Source organism: Rickettsia akari str. Hartford, assembly GCF_000018205.1.
Lineage (GTDB): Bacteria > Pseudomonadota > Alphaproteobacteria > Rickettsiales > Rickettsiaceae > Rickettsia > Rickettsia akari.
Map to the genome: position 1 here is coordinate 106,695 of NC_009881.1, position 26,305 is coordinate 132,999.

Consider the following 26,305-nt stretch of genomic DNA (forward strand, 5'->3'; position numbering starts at 1 on the left):
ATAAACGAGGAGCATTATATAACATTTAATAATATTTATCAAGAAAAACATTATTTTTAATTTAACCTATTGGTTACATTAAAAATAATTGTTGCCATCAATTAGCGGATAAGTTAGGAAGATTAAGAAAAATATACTAAGATAAAACTTGAAAAATTGCCTACAATGTTTTTGTAAGTCCTCAGAGCATATCCGTAAATTAGTTTTAATTAATAATTAAAGGGCTTTTTTTAGTAAAAACTGATAAGATTTTTGCTGGAAATATTGTTCATATTTCAAAAAAATCTCATAATTTGCAGTAAAAAAGAACTGAATTAGCGGTTAAAATTTGTTTACTGATAGGCATCTCAGATGCTGAATGTTTAATAATGGCTGCCGTTCCATGGCTTATTTCCAACTTGTGTTGCAGTATACTCAACCACTAATAAGCTAAAATCCTATAGTGGTTGAGTTACAAATTGACTTTTAACTTAACAAGTCCTTGATGGCTTTGATATTTTCTATGAGTATAATAATTATACTCAAGTAGAACATTTATATTTTTTCTGCTCATAAGCATATTACTACCTATATTATATCCAAGCTTAGGTTGCTTCGGTATAATAATTGTTTCTTGTAATATTTGTCCTTTAAAAGTTGCTTTTGCATTCACTTTTGTATTTTTATGATTGAAGTGACGCTCAATATTACCATACAAACTCGGTGTTAATACTACATTACTTATGGTTGCTATAGGTTTAAACACTATTTTACCGCCAATACTACTTTCAAATAATTGATTTGATTTCTTTTGAATCATCAAATTTTCTATATCTACATTATATTCTTTGTAGTTGCTAGCTCTTGAATAATCATATTTAAAACCGATATTAGGAATAAAATGTAAATCGTATTTTGTATGATATTTATAATTTAACAAGCTTTCAAAACTTAAATTATTGTTTTGATATTTTCCAATTATATTATTAATATTTTTAGATTTATTCTTAACATAATTATGACCGTAAGATGTTATAGCATGTAACGATAAGTCTTTAATGAGTTCTTTTAGACCGTAAATGCTGAAAAGATGACCGTTAACAGCTATTGTTCCTAGTTTTTTATTATATTTAATTTTAGATTCTAAACGGCTATAAGCTATTCCGATCACATCATGACTATTGATAAATTCAACATCAGCTCCGATAGTTATGCCGGTGGTACGACCTTGATATTTTGGAATATTCTTCCAAGTTCCTTGTTTGTTCATGCCGTATAAGCCGCTAATCCATACTCCTCTTGCGATAATTGGTTCTTCATCACCGGCACCTATTGCAGAAACCTTTAATCTATCACTTAAAATATTATAGTGAACAGGTTTGTGAAGAGTTGAAGTTGCCTTAGCTAATATTGCTACTTTCCTACTGGTGTCATCAGATACCTGTTGTCTCTGTGTTGCCTCATCTTGTTCTGCGATTGCTTCAGTTGTGAATGACACATCGATAGCTTCATCCTCGCTTTCTAAAGCTATATCTTTTTGTGATTCTTCTTTGGTTGTATTATTGCTTTCTTTTAATTCTTCATCAGTTTCATATCCTTTATCTTCTTCATCACTAGATCTTAAGTCTATATTATCTGATGATTTATCATTTTTGCTATCGTTAGAACTCAGTAACCTAGGTGATAAAGCGGTTTCTGAATCGAATTCCTCTGACTTTTTATTACTATCTTCAGGTTGTGTATTATCCTTTGTTGAGGATTCGTCATTTGCAGATTCGTTTGCCTGTAGGAATAATCGTAATTGTTTCGGATCTAAACGTCCTACTTTCTTTTCCTGGTTATTATTTTCTGATTGAAGATCAGTACCATATTTTTGTTCTAGTTCAGCAGACTCTGCTAGTAATTGTTCAACACATAGAAACAATTCTTTATCTTTTGCTAACTCTAAAAGTTTGGATTTATAAATATTATGTACTTCTTGTCCTATTTCAGTTCTAGGACCTATAAAATCAGAGTTAGCAGTATTAAATGCCTCTTTTACTGTTTCTTCTGGATATTTTGCTAATTGCTGTGTATAAATATTATGTACTTCTTGTCCTATTTCAGTTCTAGGACCTATAAAATCAGAATCAGCTGAAGTAAACGCCTCCGTTAATTTTTTACTAAGTATAATATCATCTTCAACATATTTAATAAATTCTTTATCTTTTGTTAATGCCAACAGTTTAGAAGTATAAATATTATGTATTTCTTGTCCTATTTCAGTTCTAGGACCTATAAAGCTAGAGTGCATAGTGTCGATTGCTTCTTGGATTTTTGCAAAATACGTATTATTTTGATGAACTTTAGATAAATTTTTTGAATGCTCAAATGCTACTGATTCCACTATAGCTTTTTGAAACAAATCGGCATCAGAGTATTTTGCTTTATGTCCTGCTGATTTTTGTCCTGATAAAGCAAATTCTTTATATCTTACAGCTATATCTGAGCTAAAGTTATAAATTTTTGGAGTTGTTTTAAAAGTAGATGTAGATGTCTTTACATTTAATCTAGCAATTCTACTGATCCAATCTTTAGTAATCCCTAAAGTTGTTAGATAAGCTAATTCCGCATCTTTTAAACCGGAGGGTGGCGGTGGCGGTGGCGGTGGCATGTTTCCGGTATTGATGTGTTTTTTAGCTTTTACTTGTGAGTACTCTTTAAGAGCGTTTAATATTATAGTCATATTTAATTTACTAGCAAGAACTCTTAGCTGTTCATCGCTCATACATGTAAATGAAGGCAAAACTAATCTTAATTGATCTAAATTATTATTACCTTCTAGTTTGATAGTATTAGCTTTTAAAAACTCTTTTAATAATTCAGGTTCTTTTTCCTTGACTATCGCAATAAACTCATTGTGAGGTAAATTTGCTTTAATTAATTCTTCAAGTTTTATTGTGCTTAAAATAGCTTTTCTTAAATCATCAAGTTTAGCCTGTGCTTGATCAGTGTCAATTGTTTTTCTTAAGTTGGTATCTTCTGTTATTAAAAAAGTAGCTTGTTGTGCTGTAGTTAATGTTTTAGGGTTGTTAATTAACTCTTCAACTTTATTGCCAAATATATCTTGATCTAAGTTTTTTGCGTTAGCATATGCAAACTCTAATTGTTCAAATAGAGTTGTTTTGCTCTCGAATTCTCTCATCAATTTTAATTGATTTAATTCATGTTTAATAGGCTTCTTTAATTCTTCAGATATTTTGCATGACGATAATAAAATACGTTTTACAGCATCATCAGTGTCTTCATTGAAAAGATTTTTAATTATGTCTTCGCTTGTTGTTGCTTTCTTACCATTTACGGTTATATATTGTATATACGGGTCTTGAACAAGTTTGTTAAAAACATCTTTAGCTTTTGCTTCGATTTCAGGGGTTGAAATGCTAAATACATTTACAAGAGTTTTTTCATCAGCTCCTTGGTTGGCGTATGATGTGGTTAATATTTGACGTATAACATTTGTAAGATCAGCTTGTCTTTTTATAAGCTGATCCTGTAAATCATAAGCTTTTTTACCTCCTGTCTCAGTTCTATATTCTACATATAATTTTGCATAAGCTGTCTCTGGCTCACTTCTTTCTGTGCTGGTTGCACTAGAAGCTGTAGGTTGGGGTAACACTTTTGGTTGAACAGTAGTATTAAGAATAAACTGAGTATATAATGAGTGTATGTGAGAATATTCTGCTTGTAACTTATTTAAATCCAAATTGTTCGAGTTGCTAATAAAGCCTTGAGAATTTAAGTGAGGAGGTGGTGGCATACTCCCATTTAGTGGTAGAGGCGGCGGATTTGGAATACCACCACTTAGTGGTAGAGGCGGCGGATTTGGAATACCACCACTTAGTGGTAGAGGCGGCGGATTTGGAATACCACCACTCAGTGGTAGAGGTGGTGGATTCGGCATACCACTTTGTGTTTGTGCTAAATTATTTGCATTATTACCTACTGCTAATCCTAAAATTTTATTGGTTTCATTGCTTAGTGTATTATTATCAGATAATATTACTTTAATTGCTGAATTTAATGCTTGTTTATTTACTTCTTTGGCTAGTTTAATCATATTGTCTTTAGTTAAACTATCTATTATTAGTCCTTGATTTTTTAGTTCTATATTTATTTCTGCTACTATTTTTGGCGTTAAAATATACTCGCTTTTTACAATATGTGATTGCATTTTATTTTTTAACTCTAATTGCAGAGCTAAAAATTTTTCTACTAGACTCCTATCTTTACTTGCTGCTAGTTTGATAAGATCTAATCGTGCCTTTTCTTCAAATTGACTATTAGATATATTTCGCGTTGCATAGTCTTGAATTCTTTCAGCAAATTTAGTTTTTTCTTCAGAAGAACTATTTTCTAATAATGCTTTTAGAATAGGTCTATTTTTAACGTCAATATTGGTCTTGAAATCTAATTGTCCCATATCGTCGCTAAATAATACCCTTTGAATAGTATCATCATTAAAATCACTTAATATACTAGTTACTGCTTCTTTTTTATAACTACTATCTACTGTAAGATTTAATGCTGCTATAGGATCTGTTTTAATAAGATTTTTAAATTCTTCAATATTTTCTTCTTGTTGTATTATTCTATTTATATTGTGTTGAGGCTGCGTTAAATTACCATTATTTTCTTTATTATTAAAGTGAGCTTTAAAAGTACTTATAGGATCAAAATAATATGATTGTTTCTCTTTTCTACCCGTGGTAACTACCGAAGATGTTTCTGTAGTGTTTATACCTTGATTTGACATATACCAATTATCACTTTTGGTCTCAATCTTTTTTGTTGAGCCTACGGTAGACGGTTTAGTAGTATTATTGTTATTTAACAGCTGGTTTGCATTTATTCCATCTGTGATTTGCTGTATATAAGAATTCGCTTTTATTTTCCCTATCCTAAATTCTTGCTTTAATTCTTCAACTGCAGGGATAATATTATTATCTATATAATATGCTTTTTTATTAAGCATTTTCTGAGTTGCTATTGATGCAATATAGTTTGTTGCCTCACCTTTATCACAACCAAATTTCTGCTCTAGCTCTTTTTCTGTAGGAATACTATTAGCAGCTATATATTGCGGCTTTTCTTTGTCCATAACTTTAAGTCTTATTGACTTAATATAGGCATCTCTATTATCATCACGAGATATACCAAACCTATTTTTTAACTCTTTTTCTGTAGGAATATGTCTATCCGCTATATATTGTTCCTTTGCGTTTTCCATAATTTCAGTTCTTATTGATAAAACAAAAGATTCTGCATCATCTTTATCCATGTTAAGAGCAGTCTTTACTTCTTTTATTTCAGGGATAATATGATTATTAACATAATGTCTGTATTTAATATCTCTTTTTATTGAGCTAATATATAGATCGATTAACGCTTTTTTGTCTTTTTCTGCACGACGTACATTTTGATCTTTTTCTACATTATCGTATATTTTGCTAGGGTCATAACTTATTCCAAGAATTGTTGCTGCTTCCATATATGTAGGAACTATGCCTTGCTTAATATATTCTTGTTTTTTTGTATCAAAATCCTGTTGTTTTATTCTTTGGATGTATAATAAAATTTCAGCTCTTGCTTGTCTTGCTTTATGTCTAGTATTATCTAAAAAGCTTGATAAATCTGTTTCCTTATACTGTATTCCTAGATCATCTTGTGCTTGAGTAAAACTAGGAATTAAGTTTGCTTCTTGCCATTTTTTTATTTTTTCATTTGGAGTAAAATCCTTCCAAATATTTTGTTGCTGTTTTGCATTGTGCTTTTGCCATGTCGGGGTTTTACTAACTAAATCCTTAAAGCTTGCCGCTCTAGTACTTGTACTCAAAAAGCTACTAGTAAATAAACAGGTTGACATGAAAAAAGTTAAAACATATTTTTTTGAGTAGGAATTTTGTAATTTCATTCAAACCTCGATCAGCTATTATCTTTTTTTAATATAAACTAAAGAGTGATATAATATTTATTAACTTATGTAAATTATTAATTATTAGTTTTGTTTAACTAATAGATTTTTAAACTAAAATGTGTTTAATACATCACATACTAATTGCATCTCAATTTTTGGTAAATAAAATATGCAAATTCAATTGCACTTGTATAACACTCTTAGCCGTACTAAAGAGGTTTTTAATCCTCAAGATCAAGCTAACATAAAAATGTATGTGTGTGGACCGACTGTTTATGATAATCCTCATATAGGCAATAGTAGATCGGTAGTAGTATATGATTTACTTTATCGTATAGTTATAAAAATATTCGGCAGTAGAGCAGTAAAATATGTACGCAATATTACCGATGTTGACGATAAAATTATTGATAGAGCTGAACTACTTGGCATTACTATTAATGAGTTGACTGATAAAGTTACACAAGAGTTTCATACAAATATGGCATATTTAGGTTGCATGCTACCGAATATTGAGCCGAAAGCTACAGAGCATATTGATGTAATGATCGAAATAATAGAGCGCTTAATAGCAAAAGATCATGCATATATTACAGATAATCATGTTTATTTTGATGTTTTATCAGCTCCAAATTATACGGAATTATCTAACCGAAATTTAGAAGAAATGTTTGAGGGAGTGCGTATAGAAAAGAGCAAAACCAAAAATCATCCACAGGATTTTGTATTATGGAAACCGGCAAAGCCAAATGAATCCACAAATATGAATTTTGAAAGTCCTTGGGGATTTGGTCGCCCTGGATGGCACATTGAATGTTCAGCCATGAGCTATAAATATTTAGGTGAGAATTTTGATATTCACGGTGGCGGAGCAGATTTAGTCTTTCCGCATCATACTAATGAAATTGCACAAAGTAGATGTGCTTTTCCGGATTCTACCTATGCTAAATATTGGGTACATAATGGCTTTCTAACGGTGAATGGTGAGAAAATGAGTAAATCTCTCGGTAATTTTATTACAGTAAGGGATTTAATGGATAAGGACATTTCAGGAGAGGTAGTAAGATTATTCTTATTAAGTAGCCATTATAGGCGTCCACTTGATTATAATGATAAAGCTATAGAAGATGCTAAGAAGACTTTAGATTATTGGTATAGAGCCATAGAAAATATTAATGTACAAAAAATAGATTTACCTCACAATTTCATGCAAAGCTTACTTGATGACATGAATACGCCGCTTGCCGTTAAAATAATTAATGACTATGCTAAAGGTGTTTTTATTGCTAAAACTGAAAAAGAAAGACAGCTTAATGCCTCTGTTATTATTACTTGTGCTAATTTTATTGGTTTAATGAATCAGACTCCCCATGAGTGGTTTAATAGCGGTGTAGATTCACTCTATATAAATGAGCTTGTAAATAAGCGTTTGGAAGCAAAAAAACAAAAAAATTGGTTATTAGCCGATCAAATTCGTAACCAGTTATTAGAGGGAAAAATAATTCTAGAAGATAAATCTGATGGTACCACTATTTGGCGAAAAGAATAAAAGCTTGTAAATTATGCAATATACTTATATAGTTTGCAGGCCTATTGTAGAACGTCATTGCGAGGAAATTGTGTAAAATAATTGACGCAGCAATCTCAGGATATTGGATGAGATTGCCGTGCAGTCTACTGCTGCTCACAATGACGATTAAGCAAAAAATTCGCACGTAAGATATATGTTAGTTCATGTATAGAGCTGTCATGCTAGTTCCTTGATCACGGCATCTAGTAAATATATGGTAATAGGTTGTTTTTGGATCCTGTTGTCAAGCCACGGGATGAAAAATATACACAATATCTTACGGAGGTATAAACTAACAATCAGGAGAATTTAAAAATGTCAAACATATCATCTGTTAACATTAAAGAATTATTGGATGCAGGAGTGCATTTCGGTCATAAGACCTCACGTTGGAATCCTAAAATGGCATCTTATATATATGGTGAACGTGATGATGTTCATATAATCGATTTAAGACAAAGCGCCGCTTTAATGAGTGTTGCTTTGAATGCAATATATGAAACCGTAAAAAAAGACGGTAAAGTATTATTTGTAAGTACTAAAATACAGGCTAGTGATATTATAGCGGAATACGCCGAAAAATGCGGACAATATTACGTAAATCATAGATGGCTTGGCGGTATGCTAACTAACTGGAAAACTATTGCGGGTTCAATAGAGAAACTAAATAAGTTAGAAAAAACCTTAGAAAATGCAGAAGCACTTATAGGTTATACTAAGAAAGAGATACTCGATATGAGCCGTAAGAAAGAGAAGTTACTTCTATCTCTTGCTGGTATTAGAAATCTTAATTCTAAACCTGATCTTCTAGTAGTGATTGATACTAATAAAGAGCATATCGCAATTAATGAAGCAGTAAAGCTGAATGTGCCTATAGTTGCAGTAGTAGATACTAATTCTAATCCTGATAATGTAGATTATCCGATTCCGGGTAATGACGATTCTATAAGGTCAATAAGACTTTATTGCCGTTTATTTGCAGATGCAGCATTACAAGGACTTGAAGAATCAATGAAAGCTTCAGGGGTTGATATGGGCGCTATGCATGAGCATACAGATAATGCGTTAATTTCTAAAAATGTTTCTAAATTAAAACAAGCTAAAAAATTCTCTAAAACAAAAAATATTGATGAAGAGACAAATACAGAATTTGAGCAAGCATTAAATGATACCGATGAAAATAAAAATGCTGATAATGCATAAATGTTGTTGTATGGATTGAAGAACCTACTCGATGTCATCCCTGCGTAGGCTGGAATCCAGAAAAATAGTGTTAATATTAATATAGACGCTATATAATTTTATAGAATAAAAGATAGAAATTTTTATCTGTTTTACTGGATTCCCGCTTTCGCGGGAATGACATAAAGAGCGATTTCCATAGTTCAGACGATTAGGTATATACAAACCACAAGCCAAATATAATAATTAAGGAGAAAGTAAGGTATGAGTGAAATAAATATAAGTGCTGCAGCGGTTAAAGAATTAAGAGAAAAAACAGGTGCAGGTATGATGGACTGCAAAAAAGCATTAATAGAAACCAGCGGTAATTTTGAAGAAGCTATAGATTTTTTGCGTAAGAAAGGCTTAGCTGTAGCAGCAAAAAAAGCCGGACGTATTGCTGCTGAAGGTTTAACGGCTGTAAAAGTTGATGGGCTTACCGGAGTGGTGGTTGAAGTCAATTCCGAAACGGATTTTGTTGCTAGAAATGCGCGATTTCAGGATTTAGCTAAGGATATTGCAAACCTTGCAGTAATTGCAAAAAATATAGACACGCTAAAAACATCTAAAATGCAAAGCGGTAAATCAGTTGAAGAAGAGATTATAGCAAATATCGCGACAATAGGTGAAAATTTAGCATTACGTCGTATGGATATATTAGAGATATCCGAAGGAGCAATCGGTTCGTACGTACATAATGAAGTTGTACCGAATCTAGGCAAAATTTCCGTATTAGTAGGTCTTGTGTCTAATGCAAAAGATAAAGCAAAGCTAGAAGCTTTAGCTAAACAAATTGCTGTTCATGTAGCAGGAAATAACCCACAAAGTATAGATGATTCAAGCTTGGATCAAGCACTCGTAGAGCGTGAGAGAAAAGTATTTTTTGAGAAATCTAAAGAAGAAGGAAAGCCTGATAATATTATAGAAAAAATGGTAGAGGGTAGAATACGTAAATTCTTCTCTGAAGTTGTATTGCTTCAGCAAAATTTTTTATTTGATCCTAAACTTACTGTTGCGGAAGTAATTAAAAATGCTGAACAAGAACTCGGTGCAGAAATTAAAATCGCCAAATTTATTAGATACGAACTTGGTGAAGGTATAGAACACGAAGAAAAAAACTTTGTCGATGAAGTAGCTGCTATTACGCGAAGTTAAGTGGTTTGTTTCATAGATTCAATGTCATTCCCACTTGGATACCAAGTCATCATTGCGAGCATGCGTTGTTGTGCAGACACAATTCCATCCTATCATCCCGCGAAGATAAAAGCTGGAATCCAGTAATTAGGAAGTACAAATATAACAAGTTTTAAAATTAAAAGCTTGCTTTACCTCGCTTTTGTCTAGATTCCGGCTTTCGCGGGAATGACATCGAGTAGGTTTGCAAGCCATGCAATAAAGCTTATAGTTGCCCATAATGATGATTTTTGGTTCATACAACAAATCTCTACTGTGGTGTGGATAACATCTAGTACTTTTTGAATTCACTCAGTGTCTCGTTAATCTCCTAAAAGTTCTATAGTAAATTCGCGTTCTAGGTGCTGTATGTTTACACCACCTGCATTTTGTTGTACTAGTTTATTTCAATACTTATAGTATCCGCTACTTACTGGTATGGAATATAATTTACCATTATAAACAGTTAATGCTGGATACCGTTGGTTCTCAAAAATTATAGGAGTATTGGGTAACGATGATAGCCATTTTAATTTTCCGTCTCTATCATAACTTATCTTTAAGATGAGCAGAATCAAAATTTTCCCCATCTGAATCTTTTAAAACTAGCGAAAGATCAAAAGTTTCTCCTGTGTCTTGTGTAGTGTCATGTAGCATAATTCTTCTGAATGCTGTATAAACTTAAATACAAGCTTATTATTGAAGACTGCTGCCAAATGCGATACCGTATTTATAACCCATCTTCATGTTTAAATTTCATTGTAATAATCTTACGCTCAGTAGGTTCAGAAAATATAAATTTTTCTTTGCCGTCTTTAGTGAACTCGCTGTCCTAGTACTGCTACTTTATCCGTAGTTAACTTATAATCAGTCAAAAGAATTTTAGCACCGGTTTTTTCATCTTCTAAAATTTGTTTTCTTCATTTTTAAACTTTTTATATTTTAGAACTATGAGAAACTTGCTCAGCAAAATCTAAAGATTCAGTGGTACTAGTAAGTACTGTGAGGAGTAGGATTCCTTGCTATATAGGTTGTTTTACTTTCAGGATTGGTACCTAAAACTTCTATTTTCCTGTATTTATCTTATAAGCATTTACCAAAATTTTACTGTCGGCAGTTGTAACTTTTAGCACCACTTCCACTGCTTTATAGAATACATAAGCGGTAATTATTATTACGGCTCCTAAAAATTCGCCCTCTCCACTATCAGATGAATTTTTGTATTTTTGTCTTCTTTCTCTTGCCTCGATTTGATCTGTTGCCTGTTTATTTACAATTTGACGTATAGTATCCGGATCTTGCATAATTATATCCTTCATGATTAAATAGCTATTTAATCATATAACAATCAAAAGTTAAATTTTATTTTTGAAAATTCTACTTTTATTAACTAACCTTAGCTATGGCAGAAACTTCGTAATGACCTTTAAATATTCATCTAGGACTTTTTGGTTATTCTCAACAAATTTAAAAGCTTTTTCACGATAAGCTTTAAGTTCTAGAGAATTATTAGGGTTAAGGAGATATGTTAGTTTGGTGAGTAAATCTTCACCATTTTTGATTTGGATAGCTGCTTCATTTTGCAGTACGCCTTTAGCGATATCGGTGTTTTTACTCATATCGGGACCGAATATAATACAATTAGAGAAATATGCCGCTTCTAAAATATTATGTCCGCCTTGTTTAAAAGAACCGCCGATAAAAGAAATTGTAGCTACGGAAAAAAATAATCCCATTTCGCCGAATCTATCAACTATATAAATATCATTGCTTAAAACAGGTAAATCATTTTGTGACTTAGCGGTGGCGGATAAATTATGTGATTTACAATTATCGATAATGGATTTAACTCGCTCGGGATGTCTTGGAATTAGGATAATATAGCAATCTAAACACTGCTCTTGTAGGTTTTTGATTATTGGTAAAATCACCTCTTCATCTTCATGGTGAGTGCTAGCAAATACCAACACTTGTCTATTGTCTAAATGTGAGATTAATTTTGATAACTCTTCTTGATTCACTGGAAGTTTTTCATTGGCAAATTTAATATTGCCTAAATTAATTGCATCTGATACGCCAAGTTCATTGAATTTTTGTAAGTCACGCTCGCTTTGCACAATAATTTTACTAAAATGTTTGATGATAAGCTGAAAGAAGCTTTTTCTTTTTAGCCAAGCTTTAAATGATTTATCGGAAATACGTGCATTAACTAACAGCAATTTAAACTGCCTTGCTCCTTCATTAATAGTACACGGCCATAATTCCGATTCTATAAAAATACCTAAATTAGGTTGCCAATTTTTTAAAAATTTTCGAGTAAAAATAATATTATCTATCGGTAAAAATTGGTGAACTGCTATTTTAGGTAATTTGGCAGTTAATATTTTAGCGGAGCTGTTAGTCCAAGAAGTTACTAAAAAACGAATTTTAGGATAGCGTTTACTTATATTATATATTAATGTTAAAGCTGCCATAGACTCACCGACGCTAGCTGCATGGATCCATATTAAGAAGGAGTTGTCTTGTCGATACTTACCTATAGCAAAACGTTCTTGGATGCGTCTTATATCTTCTTTACCTATTAATAAGCGTATAATAATTATGATAAAATAAACAGGCAATAATATAAAGCTTAAAGCATAATATAATAACATCATTTCTTTAAGCTCTCTGTTAAGCTTGTTAGTTGTTGTTCAAGGCTTATATGGTTTTGTATTTTATCATTTGTGAGTTCTAAAGGTGAGCCAACTATGATTTTAATGATACCAAACGGTAGGGGTATTATTAATTTATCCCAACTTTTTAACCTGAAACATCTAGAAGTGGAACTGACTATAGGCATAAGTTTTTTGTTATATCTATAAGCAATTTCGGTAATGCCGCTATTTACTTTATATATCGGTCCTTTAGGACCGTCCGGTGTGACTATTATATTTGCACCTTGAGATAACTTACTTATAATATTACGTAAAGCTCCAATTGGATTTCTATTAGTAGAACCTACTATCACTCTGCAACCGAATTTTTCTACTAAATTGTTTAAAATTGCACCGTCTAAATGCGGTGATATTAATGCATAGATATTTCTATGTCCTATAAACATAGCCGGACTTAAGGCAAGCATATTATGCCAAAATGCAAAGATTACCCCTTGTTCGTTGAGGAATTTTTCCTTATTGCCGTTATCGTAAAAAATAAATTTTTGTTTTGATGTAAAATAAACAAAAAGCAAATACCAATATAGTATAATAGTAATTATACTAAGTACGTATTTATTATTTTTTAAAAATTTTTTAAAAACTTTCCGCATGATGTGTTTTGCAGATGTCATACCGCGGCTTGAATGCGGTATCCATATAAAGATTTACATTGTTAATATTATTTTTTTTAGATACCGCGGTCAAGCTGCGGTATGACAAGCTTAGTACTATAAAGCATTACAAGCTCTCTCAATTCTCATACAAGCTTCTTCTATCTCTTCCATAGAAGTAGAATAAGAGATTCTAAAATAACCCTCTAATCCGAAAGCGATACCGGGTACCACTGCAACTTTTGCTTCTTCAAGTAAATATTCGGCAAAATCATTACTATTGCTAATTATTTTTCCTGACCTAGTTTTATGCCCCAATATTTTATCGCATTTAACAAATAAGTAAAACGCACCTTCCGGCTTATAGCACTCAAAATATTTTACTCTTTTCAAAATTGATAAAGCAAAATCACGCTTTTTTTGAAAATTTAAGGCATTAGGCTTTATATAATCTTGAGGACCGTTTAATGCTTCAATAGCAGCCATTTGACTTATTGAACAAGGGTTTGAAGTACTTTGAGACTGAATAATAGTCATTGCTTTAATTAAAGTTTTAGAGCCCACGCCGTAGCCTATACGCCAACCTGTCATAGAATAAGCTTTAGATACTCCGTTTACGGTAAATATTCTCTCTTTTAAATCAGGTGCTATTTGGGCTAATGTATAAAATTTAAAATCATCAAAAATAATATGTTCATAAATATCATCGGACATTACGTTCACATGAGGATATTTTCTTAAAACTTTAGCAATATTTTCTAGCTCTTCAAAGTTATAGCTTGCACCTGTTGGATTACTAGGTGAGTTAATAATAAGCCATTTAGTTTTATCCGTAATTGAACGTTCTAAAGCTTCTGCACTTAATTTAAAGTTATGTTCAATTCCGCAATTTACAAAAACAGGTGTACCTGTGCTAAGTGCAACTATATCAGGATATGAAACCCAATAGGGTGCTGGAATAATTACCTCATGCCCTTTATCTAAGGATGCCATAAATAAATTATATATAACTTGTTTACCGCCGGTACTTACTATTATTTCATCAAGTTCGTAATCTATACTATTTTCACGTTTGAATTTGTCTTTTATTGCTTGCTTTAAAAGAGGCATACCCTCAACGTTAGTATATTTAGTAAAGCCGTCTTGAATCGCTTTAATCGCCGCTTCCTTAATATTGTCAGGTGTATCAAAATCAGGCTCACCTGCACCAAGTGCAATAATATCAATTCCCGATTTTTTAAGTTCAAGGGTTTTCTTTACAACTGCAAGGGTTGGTGACGGCTTTATAGAATTTAGCCTTGTAGAAATAATTGACATAATTTTGAGTCCGTATTAATGAGGTAGTTTGATGTCATTCCTGCGACAGCAGGAATCCAGAGTAAAGCGAGTTAAAGTACTGGATGCCCGCTTCCTCGGGAATGACATTAATAACAAGCGATAATACAGCAATTTTAATCGCAATAAAATTATTTTATTTAAAAATTTATCAAGATATGCTTTATTATACTCAGTAATATTAATTTAGTAATTAAACTATGCTCGGTAAAATAAAAGAAAAAATCAAACCCTATTGCTTAACTATAATAAATATACCGAATTTTATTAAGAATAAAATTTTAGAATTTAGAAATTATATAAGTGATTGTAAATATAAATTTTCTCATTTAGCCGAAACTAATTATCAGCTTGGACTTGATCATTTATATAGAGGTAATTTAAATGATGCATTGCTTAGGTTTAAACTAGTCGATAAATTTTTTAATCCTAATGATTCTAAAGTATATTATCAACTCGGATTGGTTTATTTTTTAAAAAATAATTACAGACAAGCTATAGAATATTTAGAACAATCTAATGAACAATATAAAGCTATATTTATAAATTTTTTGAAAAATTATAACGATATTACTGAAATACCTCAAGAAATTTGGAAAAAATATCATGATTTAACTGCACAATATTATCCTACTATTTTTAATAACGATAAAAATATCCATCTCCCGTATAGGTTTGTTAATGATACACTCAAGCAGATATCTGATTTACCGGATAATTATTCTATTTTAGAACTTGGAAGTAATATAGGGCTGGTAGGTTATGAAATACAAAAACATTTTCCAGAAAGTTTTACTTTAACCGGTGTAGAAATTTCTACTTTAATGAATGATTTACAAGAAACATATTACCCGAACACTAAAATTTACGATCAAATATATAATATTGCTATCGATGAATTTTTAAAACAAAACTCTAATAAATTTGATATTATTTTTAGTTTTTGCGGATTATCGTTTACTAACAATTTAATAGAATATTTTAATTTAATATACTCATCTCTTAGTGAACAAGGGTATTTTGCCCTGTGTTTACCGAACGCAGTGAAGACGCAATTCTCAGTAAAACGCAAAGAATTTATTTTTAACTTGAATGAAATAAATAATTTTTTACAAAAAAATAATTTTACTATATTCACTTCGGAAGAAATAATACTAGCGGAAAACAATAAATATAGTATTATTGTTTGTAAGAAAATAACATAAATCAATGAGAATTTTAATTATACTATTTATTATACTATGCTCATTATTCGTAAGAGCTGATTTTGAATATGTTGATAATGAAATATATAACTATAATGGTGGAAGAAATGAAAACGGTTGCTTGGACGTTTATGATCCATACGAAAAATTTAACCGTAAAGTGTTTGCATTTAATTCTGTAGTAGATCATATAATATTGCGTCCTTTAGCTATAGGTTATAAGAATATAACGAATGATTACGTAAAAGCACGCGTTAATAGTTTCGTCAGTAATGTCGATACACCGCTTACGGCAGTAAATTACGGGCTTCAGTTAAATTACGATAAAACTATGAAAAGCGTTTGGCGGTTTCTCATTAATACGACGCTTGGCATAGGCGGTTTATTTGATGTTGCAGGTAAAGTAGGTTTGTCGTCTGAACGTCAAACTTTCGGTAGTACCCTTGCATATTATGGAGTTGCCCCAGGTCCTTATTTAGTATTGCCGATAATCGGTAGTACTAACGCAAGAGATATGACAGATTCGGTAGTTACTAATTATGCTCTTAACCCATTAATGTACTATACTCATCATGATTTTGACTTAGGCGTACTAGCAGTTAGTAAAATAAACGATCGATATGTGGTATTACCGTTTAGTGATTATGTGATGAAGAATTCTACCGATCCTTATGTGGCTATTAGATCAGCATTACATCGTGTTCGTGAAGCATCGGTTCAATATCCTGAAAATTTTAAATGTCCTAAACCCAAGAATTAATTAAATTAACGAGGATTATATGCAAAAAATTATTACAGGTTTATGTTTATTAGTTATGACATTTTCCGCTTATTCTAGCGAGAAAGTGCCTGCTGGTTTGAATGATTACGTGATTAATTTAGTAAATGAAGCTTCTAATATATTAAACGATAGTAAGCTATCTGAGCGAGTAAAAATTGCTAAAGCACGTGAGTTAATGTCTCAGAACCTAGATTTTGATTGGATGGCTAAATATACATTAGGTAGAAACGGGATAAAAACTTTATCAGGTGAGCAGGTTCAGGAATTCATCAAAGTTTACTCTAAATATGTTACTAAATCTTATACTGATTTAATAAAAGATTATAAAGGTGAACGGCCTAAAATAGTAGGAGTTCGTCCTTTAAGCTCGACCGATTTTATGGTTGCTATGAATATCATTAGTAATAAAGAGCAAGACCCTATTAAAGTAGAATATCTTGTACGTGAAATGAAAGGGAACGGAAAAGATGTTTTTAAAGTTTCTGATATAATTACGGAAGGTGTAAGTCTTATTGGGGCTCAACAAGACGAGTTTACTGATACTTTAAAAAATCAAGGATTTGAGTCACTAATACAAAAATTAGAAAGTCGTTCTTAAATGTATCATTTTGTATGATTCGATGTCATCAACGCGAAAGCGGGAATCCAGTCTTCTATTGTATCATACCGTGGATTGACGACGGTATCTAGGAAATAATAACAATACTAATAATATTATTATTTTTAACTTGATTCCCGCTTTTGCAGGAATGACATCGAGATCTATGGGTTAAGCCACGGGACTCAAGCACTTTAAAACATTATCTCCATGAAGATCTTAGCATGCAGTAGTAATAAGTTACTTGTATCTCGTTTAGCTATAGCATGAAATACTAAACAACTCTCGGCTATAAGCTGAGATGTTATAAATAGAAGTGTAATCGATTAGAAATAGGTCATCATTAATAGTTGCACCTTCTTGCTCATCAATATACTGCTGTATCATTTCATCAGTAATATTACCCAAATTAACTGCCATATAACCTCTAGCCCAAAAATGATTGCCCCAATACTGCTTTCTCAAATAAGCAAATTCTTGCAATAATATTCTTGAGCTACTGCATTTTCAATACTGCACAAGTTTGCTAGGTGTTATTTGCGGTCTATACTAGATAAACATATGAACATGATCACAAGCTACTTTGCCTGAAATTATCTGTACTTCATGTTCCATACAAATACTCCTAAATAAATCTCTAGATCTCTCTTCGCTACCTTTCACATTAATACACTCTTGCTATACTTTGGTACCCACATATTGTGTACTTTTAAATCATACTGGATATGGCTATTTTTTTCTATAACTTCTCATATCTCTTTATAAATTCGTCGCCAAGGCAACTTCATTATATCTTACATTCGACTAAAGGCGATTGATTGTTCATCCCAAATCGGCATATTAACAAAAGCAATAAAAGAAAGAAATACAATAGAAGCCAAAAAATTAATTGAAAAGATAAAAAAATACTGAGTTATTCAACAAGGCTAATGCTTCTCATAATACTCTTCTACATTTTGCTATTGAACAATGTTTAGAAGAAGTTAGTGAGATACTCATTTCAAAAATGTCTAATGACGCTATCAATATTATTGAAAAATATATTTTATCCGGTGAGCAAAAAGGCAAAACGTATTTAACATTACTTGCCTCTAAAGATTTTGGAAAAGCTTGCGAAATGCTTATTCCTAGAACGTCCGATGATAATATTTATGTTTATTGATAGGTATTCTGAAAATACATTAATTACAGCAGCTAAAAAAGGCATGAAAACAGTTTGTAAAATGCTTATTTCTAGAATGCCTCTTGAGCTTATTAATCACATTAACAATGACGGAGATACGGCTTCCAAGCATATCAAGCAAAGATACAGAAAATTCTAAAGAAATATTTGATTTATTGCAAAAAAACAAGAAGAGTTTTTAAAAATAATAACCATAAAAAAACAAAATATTGAAAACTCCCTAAAAGACGTAGAAAGTGCTTTCAATACTAATAAGAAGATATTGGATGTTTTATTTGAGAAGATACAAAAGCTAGGAGACGGATAAAGCTGCTTTACTAACAATCGATAAACAAATAGGAGATATTACAAATAATAATATCATTATTAAAAATTAATTGATTTAGATATAATAAAGTGCCAAGAATAATTGAACGAAGTAAGCCAAGAGATGCTTTTAAAAGTTATTTATCAATTATAAGTACAATTTTCGATATGGTAATGTGAATAAATTTCTGATTAATTTGTACTAAGAATATGATGTGTAAGGTTTTTTATCTAAAATAAGTTCTATTTTTAATTCCTTATTTATACCATTCGGATAAATTTCACGTAATAAATTTTTGTCTTTAATAATAAAATCTAGATACGGCTCAATGATAGCCATTTTTTATTTTGGTGTTTTAGTGTTCATAATCGCTTCGTTCTGCTGATTAAACTTAAATAATTCAAGTTTGATCAACAAGAAATTGGTGATCAGGGAGTTAGAAACATCGTCAACAAGAACAGCTGAGCAGTGTTTAGGCTTAAAGTTATACTCTAAGCCCTGAATATGACTACTACCTCCCAGACCGTAAAATATCGAGGAATAAACCAATTTAACAGTGGTTTTACCACCTGTTGATGGAGGTTTCTACACCCCAGAACAACCTTAGCTGTTCCAAGATGATTCTAAGCAAAACTTTAAACAAGTCAATATGATTAAAGCGAATAGTGGGTTATCAACTCGCATTGTTATAATACAAGGCTATCATTAGAATCGTTTACTGCTAGTCCTGCAAGCATTATATTCTCCATTCTCGTCACATAGTCACAAGTTGTAGAATAACATGAATTTATTAATGCTTCTTTTTGTTCAGCTGTGATATCAAAACTTAAAGCTGATATATTATGATCATCAATAAAAACTGTGCTATCATGACTCTGAAAACAACTTATCAAGTCAGAGCTTGTGAGAACTTCAGCTAATTCATATAGTTGATCCAAAGCAGTAGTAGTATCAAAAACGGTTTAGGTTCTGTGGCATTCTGATAAGCTTCTAATATTTCCTTATTGATTGGTTTAAACCCAAGAGTTTTATAATTTTTATTACCTGTTTGAGGAAGGCTTCGTACCGCAGCTTTATCATCAAACACCTAAACCTGGTAATTATTCGTAACTCCACCATCCACATATGTTGACACTACTCCTTGAACAGTTTTTTGTACGGGCTGAAAATCTATAGGAAAAGCACTATAAGCATGTACGATAACTTGATATAAACAAGAAATATTACTTACCGAATTATGGATAAATCTTTATCCATAATTCGTGTCAATTTAGAGTCAATAACATTCAATTTCAGTTAATGTTACACTTTCAGTACCTGATAATTTATAACAATCATCACTAGTAGAGTTAGGAATTTGTAAGTCAAATAATAGTGCTTTTTCTTCTTTATACGGATCCACTAAGTAAGAAGTTGTAATATCTGCCACTATTGGCGATACATAGGTTGTTGTTTCAATAAGCTTATTAATAGCATTTTGTCCGTCTTTTAATATTTCATCAACTAGTTTTTTATCTTTATAAAAAGTATTTACAGCACTTATTAAGGTTGTTGATATCTCATATATAATAACACCATTTTGAATTATACTGGTTATATTAGAGTCTAATTTTGCTGTTTTAGAAAAAATGTAAGAAATAAAAGTAGGATATTTATTAAATACATTAGGTAGTGCTAAAAAATGATTTATGGCTGAATAGGCAGAATTGGCTGCTTCTGAAATACAATGAAATGCTTTGTATATGTTTTCACGATTATTATTGCTCATAAACTTACCTCTTTTTTATGTAGATTATTACCATGAAACATGATAATAATCTATCATACTACTAAATTAAGAAGTGTCAATATTAAAATTTATTTACTAATATCCTCTAAACTCCATCTAGCTTTTGGACAGAAATTCAAAGGAGTAAATAACTTATTATTGTAACGCTCAAGCCCTGCATATGCAATCATTGCAGCATTATCGGTACATAAATGGATAGGTGGATAAATAAGCTGATAACCATATGTTTTAGCACAATTACTTAATATTTCTTGTAAATATTTATTAGCAGCAACACCGCCGGCAATAATTATATTCTTCTTATCAAAATTATTTGTTATTTGTTCATATGCTCTAATAGCATCCTGTACCTTACTACTTAGAATTTCTCCTATGGTGAACTGAAAACTTGCCGCTATATCATTAATTACAGAATCATTTAGAAAGCTTGATACAAGCGAATTTTGCAGTTTTCGCCTGTGCTCATGTACTTTTGTACGCTGTGCAAACTCTTCCTGAACTTCATCTTGTCTGACGCTTTCTAAATGATTACATTCGTTATAATTAATTTCTTGCAAATTCATTATTAAAGTACGCACGGCAGTTTTAAGCCCTGAAAAGGACATATTGCAATTACCGCTGTTAATTATAGGTTTTGGAAATTTATATTTATGAGGATCGCCAAGTTTTGCTTTTTGCTCAATTTCAGGTCCGCCAGGAAATGCTAAGTTTAGCATTTTTGCTACTTTGTCAAAGGTTTCACCTACGGCATCATCTATAGTAGATCCTAATATTTTATATTTTCCAAGCCCTAGGACCGCTACAAATTGGCAATGTCCACCCGAAGCTAACAAGAGTAGATAAGGATAAGGGATATTATCAGTTAGCCTTGCGGTTAAGGCATGACCTTCTAAATGATTAATTGCAATAAATGGTTTTTTTAAAGTACTGCTTAGCGATCTTGCAAACATTGAACCGACTATAACACCGCCGATTAAGCCAGGACCGGAAGTTGCAGCAATTGCACTAATTTCTATTAATTTAGTGTTGCTCTCTTTTAAAACATTTGTTAATGCTTTATCTAAATTCGATAAGTGAGAACGTGCAGCAATTTCAGGTACTACCCCTCCAAAAACTGCATGTTCTGTATTTTGCGAAATGATTATATTAGATAAGATTTCTCGATTTTCGGTGATTATAGAAACAGCTGTATCATCACAGCTTGATTCTATACCTAAAATTTTTATCATTCAAATTGAAACTAATTAGAGACGTTGTTAAGTAAAAAATGATAGTTTGTATCATTACAAAAATGTATTGTTGTGTGGAGCAGCTTATCCGTCATTGCTAGGAGACGTTGTTGTATGGACATCTATGTCACTCCTGTGAAAGCAGGAATCCAAAAATAATCTTAATTTGACAAAATAAACCTACAAAAACAAGTTTTTTTTGTAGGTTTTACTGCATTCCCGCCTACGCGGGGAACGACACACAGTGTTCTTGCCGATCCACGCAACAAGACTCGCTCGCAATAATGATATTTAATCCTTATTTAATAATACCTAACTAGATACCTTTAAGGTATTGAATTGATTATACAGCCTATAAATAGATTGTTCAGCATCAATAATTTTTTTATTAACTATTTTTAGTAATTTTTCCGAAGGTTTTTCTGTTATTTGCGTTGCAGAACTTATTTGCTCTGCTAAAATTTTAAGTGATTCTTGTATTTCCACAAAAGATTTTTTAAATTGTCCTTTAATAGTAATCGATGATTCTTCTAGCTCTTTAATTTTTAAGCATAGATTTTCTAATAAATGATCTATTTTAGCTTGCATTAAAGTCAATTTTTGCTTTTGTTTTTCACTAAGATAGCTTAAAGTTTCTTGCATTTTTGCCTGTATACGTACTTTTGTAGTACGTTCAAGTTCTGAAGCTAAACCTATTTTACTCATTAAAAATATTATCCATTTGTGAACGTCAAGATGATACCATTTTGCACCGTTACGATAATCTGAAGGGAAAGCATGATGGTAATTGTGCCAATTTTCACCTAGTAAGAATAATGCCATCCACCAAATATCTCCGGCAGTGCCTTTGTAATATTTTTTACTACCGGCAAAGTGACATAAAGAATTAACACAGAATGTTGCTTGCTGCTGCAGGAATCTACCAAGTCCCATAAATACAAATCCTGCATATGCCGATTGTATAGTACCATCGACTAAGTAACCGATAAATAAAGGCACGACGATATTCATAAAAGCTGCTATTTGCCAATAATATTTTAGCTGCCATTTTAATAAATTGTTTTTCCCGTGCTTAGCCCAAGTAATGCGATCAATAGACTTATAGCTACCGCTTCCGACCAGCATCCATCCTATATGAGACCAAAGAAAACCTAAAACCTTACTATCAAACTTTAAAGGGCTATGCGGGTCTTGATCTGTATCTGTTTTAGCATGATGTTTATAATGATTCGATGCCCAAGATAAAGCCGGTCCTTGTAATGTTCCTGCAGACAGCATAATTAAGACAAACTCGGCACATTTATTTATTTTATATGCATTATGAGACCATAACCTATGCAAACCAATCCCAACGGTAATATTATTAATATAATAACTAGCAATTATAAAAATAACTTCAGTTCGTCCTATCCCATAATTAAACGAATATTTCACTACAAGAGATATAATAAAAATAGGATAAAATATTAAAGCAAATAAAGCAGGCTTATTTAGTTTACTTAACATAAAATTTACAGTTTTTAGTTATAAAATAATTAGATTGGTAACGAATAAAATCCGATTATAATTATATTGATATTAACATACTGAATGTATAAATACAAAGAAAATTTTGACAACAAATCGTCGCCAAGGCAACTTCATTATATCTTACATTCGACTAAAGGCGATTGATTGTTCATCCCAAATCGGCATATTAAATAGATTGAGCCGAGAATTACCTATTTCAATGATTCCAAAATAAAAGTAGAAATTCAAGAATCGTTTCATAATGAAGATGTAATCATCATACAATCCACATCAAAGCCCGTTAATGATCGCTTAATTGAGCTGTTTTTGCTAGTAGATGCAGCAAACACAAGAGGCAGCAAGTCGAATAATTCTAGTAATGCCTTATTTCAGTTATGCAAGGCAAGATAGTATAAATTCTCAAAATATCATTCCTGCTAAGTTAATAGCAGATTTTTTAGAGAAGCTCGAAGTAAACCATGTAGTTACTATTAATTTACATTCCGAAAAATAGAGAAATTTTTTAATATTCCTGTTTCTAATCTTGAACCTATAAATTTATATATCCCATTTTTAAGAACTTATAGCAATTTCGTTATAGTTGTACCTGATAAAGGAAGTATCAATTGTGTTTAAAAAATTAGTAATTTATTAAATACAGATTCAGCTTATATCAACAAAAAAAGGGCTATAAATAATAATTGCGAGATGATATTAATAACAGGTAATGTAGAGGGTAAAAATTGCATATTACTTGATAATATTATAGATAGCGTTGAAACAATCATAAAAGCAGCAATATTTTCAAAGAACATGCGGCTTTTTCGGTTTGTGCTTTTATAACTCATGCTGTGCTTGCTGCCGGTTCTAAAGATCAAATTGAAAATTCGATAATAGATAATATTTTTGTTACCGATACTATAGAAGTAGGTGACTTACCTCCAAAATTTCGTATAATAGCGGTAATACCAATTATCGTAAAAGTAAAAGAGTTAAGAACTATACTATGAGCTTGTGTACTCTAGAGATAAATATATCTGCAATAAAAAATAATTATCTTTTATTACAAGGTATTTGTAAAACCTCATTAGTCGGTGCTGCAGTTAAAGCTAACGGTTACGGTCTTGGAGCAGTGCAAATTTCTAAAGCTTTAATAAAAGAAAATTGTAGGTATTTTTTTGTAGCCACAAGCGAGGAGGGAGTGAATTTACGCAAAGCTTTAGGGTTAGATGTTGATATTTTAGTTCTTAACGGCGTTTTTGAACATGATGCTTTAGAGCTTATAGAATATAATTTAACCCCTGTTCTAAATAACTTAAAACAAATAGAAATTTGGCAAAAATTTAGTAATTTGAAACATAGATTATTACCTTGTTATCTACATTTCAATACGGGTATTAATCGTCTTGGCTTAAGCTCTGATGAGATAGAGCAGCTAATTAATGATCGTGATTTATTAAAAGGGCTAGATTTACAATATATTATAAGCCATCTAGCTATCTCTGAAGAAATAGATAATCCTTATAATCTAGAGCAATTAAACATATTTAAAGCTTATTTACAATATTTCCCAAACGTCAAAGCAAGCCTTGCTAATTCCGGCGGCATATTTTTAGGGCAGGATTATCATTTTGATTTAGCAAGACCAGGTGCTGCTTTATATGGACTTAATCCTGTAATGAAAAATCCCGTAACCTTAAAAGCTCCGATAATTCATTTACAGAATTTGACACTAGATAGCCATATCGGTTATAATATGACTTTTACAACTAAGCGTGATAGTGTTATTGCAACGTTACCGCTTGGTTATGCTGATGGGTTTAGTCGTAATTTTAGCAATCAAGGTGAAGTATTTATTAATGGTCGCAGCGTTCCCATAGTAGGGCGAATATCGATGGATTTGATCAATATCGATGTTACCGATCTACCACCGCTTGATATTTTTCTAGGGCAGGAAGCAGAAATTATCGGAAATTATTGCACGCCCGATAAAATAGCGAGTATTATAGGTACTATAGGGTATGAGGTATTGACTAGTCTCGGTAGTAGGTATAAGAGAATTTATATTGAGTAGATGCCTATGTGTGATGCCATTCTAGTGTATGAACGTTCAGGGTGTCATTCCTGCTTTTGCAGGAATCTAATAAAATATCTTAAATATTTGGTATGAACAATGCGTGTTTAACAAAATAAGCGTATAAAACTTGTTTTTATATGCTTTAACTGGATTCCTGCTTTTGCAGGAATGACATAGAGTCCTTAAATTATAAAAAATACACCAAAATGTTATTAAATATAGCTAATTTGGTCGGTAAACGTACTATAAAGTGTGCACAAAGTGTAGGCAGCTTTTCTCTGTTTAGCTTTGCTGCCGTTAGCAGTACCATAAGACCGCCTTTATATTTGAGTTTAATCATCAGACAATTATTATTTATCGGGTTTCACTCGCTTCCGGTTGTTGCGATGACGACTTTCTTCTCAGGTGCAGTACTTGCATTACAGAGCTATACTGGTTTTTCCCGTTTCTCAGCTGAAAACTCTATTGCAACGGTAGTAGTATTGTCATTGACTAGAGAGCTTGGACCTGTCTTAGCTGGACTAATGGTATCGGGAAGAGTTGGGGCATCAATCGCCGCCGAAATAGCGACAATGAGAGTAACGGAACAGGTAGATGCTTTATATACTTTATCTACCGATCCTATTAAATATTTAGTTTTTCCAAGAGTAATAGCAACTATTGTTACGATGCCTTGTCTTGTTTTAATCGGTGATATAATCGGTGTTATGGGCGGTTATTTAGTAGGGGTATATAAACTTGATTTTAATAGTACGGCTTATTTAACTAGCACTTTGCACTATTTAGAACCGATTGACGTCATTTCCGGTCTTGTTAAAGCGGGAGTTTTTGGGTTTATTATTTCTATAATAAGTTGCTATAGCGGTTATTATTCAGGTAAAGGGGCTAAGGGAGTTGGAAGAGCAACTACATCGGCAGTAGTAAATTCTTCTATCATTATCTTAATAAGCAATTATTTAATAACCGAATTGTTTTTTAAAGTATAGACTCGTTTAATTTGAACAAGTGGCTTTGTTGCGTGGTTAGAAAAATTCGCTTGGTGTGTTATGCCGTGACGTGGCTACGGTATGCAAAAAAACAACT

23 protein-coding genes and 1 pseudogene are annotated in these 26,305 nt (G+C 31.8%); 12 read left to right on the plus strand and 12 right to left on the minus strand.

Going from position 1 to position 26,305, the window contains the following annotated elements; translation table 11 throughout:
- Positions 1–451: 451 nt before the first annotated feature.
- Positions 452–5,932 (minus strand): autotransporter domain-containing protein, encoded by a 5,481-nt coding sequence (locus A1C_RS00560; RefSeq protein WP_088123962.1) that lies wholly within the window; start codon positions 5,930–5,932, stop codon positions 452–454.
- Positions 5,933–6,104: 172 nt separating this feature from the next.
- Between A1C_RS00560 and cysS the strand changes: the two genes are divergently transcribed.
- From cysS to tsf, 3 genes are all read left to right on the plus strand, one after another.
- Positions 6,105–7,484: a cysteine--tRNA ligase gene (gene cysS, locus A1C_RS00565; protein ID WP_012013326.1), complete on the plus strand. Its 1,380-nt coding sequence runs from the start codon at positions 6,105–6,107 to the stop codon at positions 7,482–7,484.
- A 336-nt stretch (positions 7,485–7,820) separates the two neighbouring features.
- The gene (gene rpsB / locus A1C_RS00570) at positions 7,821–8,708 is read left to right on the plus strand and encodes a 30S ribosomal protein S2 (RefSeq protein ID WP_012013327.1); all 888 of its coding nucleotides are present in this window, start codon (positions 7,821–7,823) and stop codon (positions 8,706–8,708) included.
- Between the two features lie 243 nt (positions 8,709–8,951).
- Positions 8,952–9,881 carry a translation elongation factor Ts gene (gene tsf, locus A1C_RS00575; RefSeq protein ID WP_012013328.1) on the plus strand — a complete coding sequence of 310 codons (930 nt, stop codon included), beginning with the start codon at positions 8,952–8,954 and terminating at the stop codon, positions 9,879–9,881.
- A gap of 1,082 nt (positions 9,882–10,963) precedes the next feature.
- Here the strand turns inward: tsf and A1C_RS08325 are convergent.
- The 4 genes from A1C_RS08325 to A1C_RS00600 all read right to left on the minus strand — a co-directional run bounded on the left by A1C_RS08325 (position 10,964) and on the right by A1C_RS00600 (position 14,526).
- Entirely contained in the window at positions 10,964–11,203 is a 240-nt protein-coding gene (locus A1C_RS08325) for a hypothetical protein (RefSeq protein ID WP_012013330.1), read from the minus strand.
- A gap of 96 nt (positions 11,204–11,299) precedes the next feature.
- Entirely contained in the window at positions 11,300–12,556 is a 1,257-nt protein-coding gene (gene waaA, locus A1C_RS00590; RefSeq protein WP_012013331.1) for a lipid IV(A) 3-deoxy-D-manno-octulosonic acid transferase, read from the minus strand.
- Complete coding sequence (locus A1C_RS00595; protein WP_012013332.1) at positions 12,553–13,209, minus strand: lysophospholipid acyltransferase family protein; 657 nt, start codon at positions 13,207–13,209, stop codon at positions 12,553–12,555. The genes waaA and A1C_RS00595 overlap by 4 nt, the downstream gene beginning before the upstream one ends.
- Before the next feature lie 117 nt (positions 13,210–13,326).
- Positions 13,327–14,526, minus strand: a complete 1,200-nt coding sequence (locus A1C_RS00600) for a pyridoxal phosphate-dependent aminotransferase (RefSeq protein ID WP_012013333.1) — start codon at positions 14,524–14,526, stop codon at positions 13,327–13,329.
- A 218-nt stretch (positions 14,527–14,744) separates the two neighbouring features.
- Between A1C_RS00600 and A1C_RS00605 the strand changes: the two genes are divergently transcribed.
- From A1C_RS00605 to A1C_RS00615, 3 genes are read left to right on the plus strand one after another with little or no spacing between them, the layout of a single operon-like run.
- Entirely contained in the window at positions 14,745–15,749 is a 1,005-nt protein-coding gene (locus tag A1C_RS00605) for a methyltransferase domain-containing protein (RefSeq protein ID WP_012013334.1), read from the plus strand.
- 4 nt (positions 15,750–15,753) lie between these two features.
- Positions 15,754–16,509, plus strand: coding sequence for an MlaA family lipoprotein (locus A1C_RS00610; protein WP_012013335.1), 756 nt, complete (start codon positions 15,754–15,756; stop codon positions 16,507–16,509).
- A gap of 19 nt (positions 16,510–16,528) precedes the next feature.
- Entirely contained in the window at positions 16,529–17,128 is a 600-nt protein-coding gene (locus tag A1C_RS00615) for an MlaC/ttg2D family ABC transporter substrate-binding protein (RefSeq protein WP_012013336.1), read from the plus strand.
- A 255-nt stretch (positions 17,129–17,383) separates the two neighbouring features.
- Here A1C_RS00615 and tnpA read toward each other — a convergent pair.
- A pseudogene (gene tnpA, locus A1C_RS06415) lies at positions 17,384–17,881 on the minus strand (IS200/IS605 family transposase).
- A 253-nt stretch (positions 17,882–18,134) separates the two neighbouring features.
- On the opposite strand from tnpA, the gene A1C_RS07565 reads away from it, so the two are divergent.
- On the plus strand, positions 18,135–18,290 hold the full coding sequence (locus A1C_RS07565) for a hypothetical protein (RefSeq protein ID WP_012013338.1): 156 nt from the start codon (positions 18,135–18,137) through the stop codon (positions 18,288–18,290).
- A gap of 529 nt (positions 18,291–18,819) precedes the next feature.
- Here the strand turns inward: A1C_RS07565 and A1C_RS07970 are convergent.
- The 6 genes from A1C_RS07970 to A1C_RS00650 all read right to left on the minus strand — a co-directional run bounded on the left by A1C_RS07970 (position 18,820) and on the right by A1C_RS00650 (position 23,142).
- On the minus strand, positions 18,820–18,957 hold the full coding sequence (locus tag A1C_RS07970; RefSeq protein WP_012013340.1) for a hypothetical protein: 138 nt from the start codon (positions 18,955–18,957) through the stop codon (positions 18,820–18,822).
- 347 nt (positions 18,958–19,304) lie between these two features.
- Positions 19,305–19,556: a hypothetical protein gene (locus A1C_RS00630; RefSeq protein ID WP_012013341.1), complete on the minus strand. Its 252-nt coding sequence runs from the start codon at positions 19,554–19,556 to the stop codon at positions 19,305–19,307.
- Entirely contained in the window at positions 19,535–19,705 is a 171-nt protein-coding gene (locus A1C_RS07975) for a hypothetical protein (RefSeq protein WP_012013342.1), read from the minus strand. The genes A1C_RS00630 and A1C_RS07975 overlap by 22 nt, the downstream gene beginning before the upstream one ends.
- 189 nt (positions 19,706–19,894) lie before the next feature.
- A complete protein-coding gene (locus A1C_RS00640; RefSeq protein WP_012013343.1) occupies positions 19,895–20,386 on the minus strand; it encodes a DUF5424 family protein in 492 nt (163 codons plus the stop codon).
- A gap of 89 nt (positions 20,387–20,475) precedes the next feature.
- Positions 20,476–21,636 (minus strand): tRNA (adenosine(37)-N6)-threonylcarbamoyltransferase complex transferase subunit TsaD, encoded by a 1,161-nt coding sequence (tsaD, locus tag A1C_RS00645; RefSeq protein ID WP_012013344.1) that lies wholly within the window; start codon positions 21,634–21,636, stop codon positions 20,476–20,478.
- 312 nt (positions 21,637–21,948) lie between these two features.
- Positions 21,949–23,142: an acyl-CoA desaturase gene (locus A1C_RS00650; RefSeq protein WP_012013345.1), complete on the minus strand. Its 1,194-nt coding sequence runs from the start codon at positions 23,140–23,142 to the stop codon at positions 21,949–21,951.
- 246 nt (positions 23,143–23,388) lie between these two features.
- Here A1C_RS00650 and A1C_RS09055 point away from each other — a divergent pair, with 246 nt between their 5' ends.
- The 5 genes from A1C_RS09055 (at position 23,389) to A1C_RS00670 (ending at position 26,208) form a co-directional block, all read left to right on the plus strand.
- Positions 23,389–23,556, plus strand: coding sequence for a ribose-phosphate pyrophosphokinase-like domain-containing protein (locus A1C_RS09055; RefSeq protein WP_269479060.1), 168 nt, complete (start codon positions 23,389–23,391; stop codon positions 23,554–23,556).
- Positions 23,483–23,659, plus strand: coding sequence for a ribose-phosphate pyrophosphokinase-like domain-containing protein (locus A1C_RS07985; RefSeq protein WP_012013346.1), 177 nt, complete (start codon positions 23,483–23,485; stop codon positions 23,657–23,659). Before A1C_RS09055 ends, A1C_RS07985 begins: the two co-directional genes overlap by 74 nt.
- A 337-nt stretch (positions 23,660–23,996) precedes the next feature.
- Complete coding sequence (locus A1C_RS08330) at positions 23,997–24,155, plus strand: hypothetical protein (protein ID WP_012013348.1); 159 nt, start codon at positions 23,997–23,999, stop codon at positions 24,153–24,155.
- Positions 24,152–25,219, plus strand: a complete 1,068-nt coding sequence (locus tag A1C_RS00665; protein ID WP_012013349.1) for an alanine racemase — start codon at positions 24,152–24,154, stop codon at positions 25,217–25,219. Before A1C_RS08330 ends, A1C_RS00665 begins: the two co-directional genes overlap by 4 nt.
- 209 nt (positions 25,220–25,428) lie before the next feature.
- On the plus strand, positions 25,429–26,208 hold the full coding sequence (locus tag A1C_RS00670) for an MlaE family ABC transporter permease (RefSeq protein ID WP_012013350.1): 780 nt from the start codon (positions 25,429–25,431) through the stop codon (positions 26,206–26,208).
- The last annotated feature ends 97 nt before the right edge of the window (positions 26,209–26,305 follow it).

Bases quoted from the DNA above. Each gene is read 5' to 3' on its own strand.
- A1C_RS00665 (WP_012013349.1), top strand. From the start codon at position 24,152: ATGAGCTTGTGTACTCTAGAGATAAATATATCTGCAATAAAAAATAAT.
- cysS (WP_012013326.1), top strand. From the start codon at position 6,105: ATGCAAATTCAATTGCACTTGTATAACACTCTTAGCCGTACTAAAGAG.
- tsf (WP_012013328.1), top strand. From the start codon at position 8,952: ATGAGTGAAATAAATATAAGTGCTGCAGCGGTTAAAGAATTAAGAGAA.
- A1C_RS07985 (WP_012013346.1), top strand. From the start codon at position 23,483: ATGCAGCAAACACAAGAGGCAGCAAGTCGAATAATTCTAGTAATGCCT.
- rpsB (WP_012013327.1), top strand. From the start codon at position 7,821: ATGTCAAACATATCATCTGTTAACATTAAAGAATTATTGGATGCAGGA.
- A1C_RS00595 (WP_012013332.1), bottom strand. From the start codon at position 13,209: ATGCGGAAAGTTTTTAAAAAATTTTTAAAAAATAATAAATACGTACTT.
- tsaD (WP_012013344.1), bottom strand. From the start codon at position 21,636: ATGATAAAAATTTTAGGTATAGAATCAAGCTGTGATGATACAGCTGTT.
- A1C_RS00650 (WP_012013345.1), bottom strand. From the start codon at position 23,142: ATGTTAAGTAAACTAAATAAGCCTGCTTTATTTGCTTTAATATTTTAT.
- A1C_RS00605 (WP_012013334.1), top strand. From the start codon at position 14,745: ATGCTCGGTAAAATAAAAGAAAAAATCAAACCCTATTGCTTAACTATA.
- A1C_RS07970 (WP_012013340.1), bottom strand. From the start codon at position 18,957: ATGGCTATCATTGAGCCGTATCTAGATTTTATTATTAAAGACAAAAAT.
- A1C_RS00615 (WP_012013336.1), top strand. From the start codon at position 16,529: ATGCAAAAAATTATTACAGGTTTATGTTTATTAGTTATGACATTTTCC.
- A1C_RS00670 (WP_012013350.1), top strand. From the start codon at position 25,429: ATGTTATTAAATATAGCTAATTTGGTCGGTAAACGTACTATAAAGTGT.
- A1C_RS08325 (WP_012013330.1), bottom strand. From the start codon at position 11,203: ATGCAAGATCCGGATACTATACGTCAAATTGTAAATAAACAGGCAACA.
- A1C_RS00600 (WP_012013333.1), bottom strand. From the start codon at position 14,526: ATGTCAATTATTTCTACAAGGCTAAATTCTATAAAGCCGTCACCAACC.
- waaA (WP_012013331.1), bottom strand. From the start codon at position 12,556: ATGATGTTATTATATTATGCTTTAAGCTTTATATTATTGCCTGTTTAT.
- A1C_RS00610 (WP_012013335.1), top strand. From the start codon at position 15,754: ATGAGAATTTTAATTATACTATTTATTATACTATGCTCATTATTCGTA.
- A1C_RS00560 (WP_088123962.1), bottom strand. From the start codon at position 5,932: ATGAAATTACAAAATTCCTACTCAAAAAAATATGTTTTAACTTTTTTC.
- A1C_RS00640 (WP_012013343.1), bottom strand. From the start codon at position 20,386: ATGAGCAATAATAATCGTGAAAACATATACAAAGCATTTCATTGTATT.
- A1C_RS07565 (WP_012013338.1), top strand. From the start codon at position 18,135: ATGTCTAATGACGCTATCAATATTATTGAAAAATATATTTTATCCGGT.